This is a genomic window from Methanophagales archaeon (assembly GCA_021159465.1).
GTDB lineage: Archaea > Halobacteriota > Syntropharchaeia > Alkanophagales > Methanospirareceae > G60ANME1.
Genome location: JAGGRR010000209.1, coordinates 1 through 3,472 on the forward strand (window position 1 = coordinate 1; position 3,472 = coordinate 3,472).

At 37.7% G+C, this 3,472-nt stretch carries 4 protein-coding genes; 3 read left to right on the forward strand and 1 reads right to left on the reverse strand.

What is annotated here, in order from left to right; all coding sequences use genetic code 11:
* Positions 1-96: 96 nt before the first annotated feature.
* Genes J7J01_09000 through J7J01_09010 form a run of 3 tightly spaced genes read left to right on the forward strand, consistent with a single transcriptional unit; the run spans position 97 to position 3,077 of the window.
* Positions 97-1,125 carry a DDE-type integrase/transposase/recombinase gene (locus tag J7J01_09000; GenBank protein ID MCD6211002.1) on the forward strand — a complete coding sequence of 343 codons (1,029 nt, stop codon included), beginning with the start codon at positions 97-99 and terminating at the stop codon, positions 1,123-1,125.
* Positions 1,126-1,131: 6 nt separating this feature from the next.
* The gene (locus J7J01_09005; GenBank protein ID MCD6211003.1) at positions 1,132-1,461 is read left to right on the forward strand and encodes a hypothetical protein; all 330 of its coding nucleotides are present in this window, start codon (positions 1,132-1,134) and stop codon (positions 1,459-1,461) included.
* Between the two features lie 47 nt (positions 1,462-1,508).
* Complete coding sequence (locus J7J01_09010) at positions 1,509-3,077, forward strand: transposase family protein (protein ID MCD6211004.1); 1,569 nt, start codon at positions 1,509-1,511, stop codon at positions 3,075-3,077.
* Positions 3,078-3,081: 4 nt separating this feature from the next.
* On the opposite strand, the gene J7J01_09015 is transcribed toward J7J01_09010, so the two are convergent.
* A partial coding sequence (locus J7J01_09015; GenBank protein ID MCD6211005.1) for a DUF262 domain-containing protein occupies positions 3,082-3,472 on the reverse strand: 391 nt, incomplete at its 5' end.

Genomic DNA, 3,472 nt, shown 5'->3' on the forward strand with positions numbered 1-3,472 from the left:
CACCTACATGTTTTTGATACAATAAATCCGTAAAAATTGGCCTGAAAAAGGGTAACACTTTTTCCCTAAAAAATAAAGAGAAAGGGAGGAAGTGTTATGAGCAAAAAGAGGAAGTACACAAAGGAGCAAAGGCTGGAGATACTTAAGATTTCAGAAGAAGAAGGAATCAAGGAGGTAAGTAAAAGGCTGGGTATTCCTTATACTACCATCTCCACATGGAAGAAGAAATACTCAGAGGGTGGTGAACAGGCATTAGGAAGAAAGCCAGGAAGTCACAATAAAGGTAATAAAACTATAGAGGATTGGAAGGTCAAAGAGATACTAGCAGAAAAGGAGGAGAGCCCTGGCAGTGGCCCATCCCAGATAAGAAACCAATTGAGGAGAAGAGGGATTACTATAAGTACCAGAACTATTAGGGAAGTATTACAAGGCGCCGGCTATGAGATAAATAGAAAGAAAAGAGAAAACAAAGAGTGGAATCGCTTTGAGGCATCTCGCCCATTGGAGTTGGTTCAGATAGACATAGCAGAATTCTATATCCACAAACAGAGGGTCTATTTGGTCTTGCTCTTGGATGACTATAGCAGATTTTTGTTGGGTTTTAGGCTGATTGAACAGTGCAATATGGAGGAGATTGAAGGCCTAGTAGATGAAGCCATTTCTCGTTATGGCAAGATGGAGGCCATAGTCTCAGATAGGGGCTTTGTGTTTCATGGCTGGAGGGGCATAAATCACTTTGAAAGACACCTAGATGCCCTAGATATCTATCACATCCATACCTCTCCCCATCACCCTCAGACTATAGGGAAGATTGAGGCAGTGAATAAGGTCATAAAAAAGGAATTGATAAAGGTAAAGGAGTTTAAAAACATCCTTGAGGCCAGGAATGAGATTGAGAATTGGATATGGAGATACAATTATAAAAGGGTGCACCAAGGGCTGGGGGGCATCCTGGTTCCTGCAGACCGTTTTCATGGCTGGGTAAAAGAGGTAGACAAAGAGCTATCAAAGCTGGTAGAGGATGGCATAGGCTTAGAGGGAAGGGAAATCAGTATCTTTCATATAAAGATGGTTGACACCTCTATAGAACTTAGCATAATGGGAAGAAAAATCCAACTGAGGTGATGATCAATGAAAGATAAAGGCCTTACAAAAGAAGAGATAGGTAGTATCCTCTTGGCCAAGAAAGCACTATCTAAGTTGGGCCATGGCTCAATGATAAATGTCAAAAAACTGTGTTCAGAGATGGGGATATCAAGGAAGGCTGCATACAGTTATTACAGAAGGCTTAAGGGAAAAAAGAAAGTTCAAGAAACAAAGGACAAAGAAAGGGATGATATCTTAAAGGAGAACATGTTTTTAAAAGAGCGCATAAAGAGGCTAGAGATAGAAAACCGCATCCTAAACATACTAAAGAGGGGAATGGAGGATTTAAAAAAAAGGGGATATTTGGACAAATAAGTGCTGATATAAAAAGAGACCTTATTGAGGTATCAAGGAAAGAGAAATTGAAGCGGAAAGAGCTATCTCAGATTAGCTCTATAGCAGTTAGCACCTTAGCAGATTGGGAAAAGGTATTAGAAAATAATAATCATGATAAAAGGGGTCTGGCCCTTTCTGTAACAGAGGGGTTTATAGAGTTTATCTGTAAGGCAGCAGATGAATATAAACAAGGTAGGAAAAGAAAAAAGGGGATAAAAATAAGCTCCTTTATGAAGTGGTTAAACAAAAACAAAAAAGACAAAATGGAATATTTTAATTGTGGAGGTAGCCGCCGTCTGATTACCGACATCCTGATAGCAAATGGTAGATACAAAGAAAACACAAATAAGAAATACCCTGTATACAGACCCCGTATAAAGAAGTTTTACCCCAATGCCCAGCTAGTATTGGATGGGAAGAAAAAGGATATAGAGGTATTGGGTGAGAAGTTTAGTTTGAATATGGAGACACTAAAGGATATTCATTCAGATGCCATAACTGCCTGCAAGATTTCAGATGAAGAGGATGGAAGTGTGGTAAAGGCTGTGATAAATGAACACATAGAAAAACATGGTCCTCCCCTATCAATTCTTTATGATAATTCCTCTGCAAATCTAAGCAGTGAAGTATCAGAGACCTTAAAGGAATACCGTAATATTATACCCATAAATGCCTTTAAGGGCTGTCCCCAAACTAAGGCTAACCTGGAGGGTGAGTTTGGCTTATTTGAAAGGACAGTAGGGGAGTTAAAGATAGAGGGTTTTAAAAAGAGGGATATAGCAAAAAATATACTTACTATAGTGGCAGGTATTTATGTAAAGATGAGAAACATGGTAGGGAGGTGCTCTGTGTGTAACAGAAGGCCTTTAGATCTGATGAATTATGTGCCCACTCAGCAAGAGATAGATAATGCAAAGAGGGAATTGCAAAGGATAAAGAAGCGCTCTAATAAGTTAAAAGAAAAAGCCAAACCTCCTCCAGAAAAGGAACAGCTTATAGAAGACATAGTTAAAAGGAATAATCTTGCTATAGATGATATGGATAGATTTAAAAAGGTGATGTTGACCTATGACAGGCAGGCCTTAGAGGAGGCAGAATTAGACTTTTATGCCTACTCTCATAGGGAAAGCTTTGATGAGACAAAGAGGACTGGCCAGTATTTTGGTGGGATTGTGAAAAATAAACAAATAGATATTGATAATAAGAAAAAAGAAGAGCTTAAGAGAAAGAGGTACTTTATTGATGAGAAATGGAGGAGAAAAAGGCAGGATTATGAAAGATTCAAGGAAGACAAGGAAGAAAAATATAGAGTAAAAAGGCACCCTGAGATACAGATGGCAAAGTGGATAGAGAATGCCCAAAATATCAGGAACTCCATAGGTATGGTCCCTAAATTCTTCTATGACAAGATCAAAGAATGCCTCTCTATACTTGTTAAAAAGGCAAACTTAAGAAAACGCATAAAGGGGCTTAAGGACAAAATCATGTCCCTTAATTTTACCATTGATCAAAGGCTTATGTTAGTAAAATTGGTAGAAAAATGGATAGAGGATTGCAAGGCATATGGGGTAAAAAGTGTTACCTTAAAATTATAAATTTTTACGGTTTTGCTTGACATGATACACGTAAATAAGTCCCATTTCTATCGTCAATTTCGTACCAAAATAGAAATCTCTGGTTATAACTCTCATCATCGGTATCATTTTCATCTTGAATTGTAAGATCCACATATATAGTTGGATCAAAGTCATCTTTTCCTTCGATTTTTCCCCCGTAAAGAGATGTTAAAAGAGCTGTTGTTCTTTGTTGTCCGTCTAAAATATATTGGTACTCTGATATATCTTCGTTTTGAATTATATGTCCGCCAATTGAGCGATGATTCTGTAACTTGATATCAGTCTTCCAAATTAAAATACTCCCCATAGGATAAAATTTATAAATACTGTCCCATAATTTTTTTACATTTTGCTCATCCCATACAACATTACGC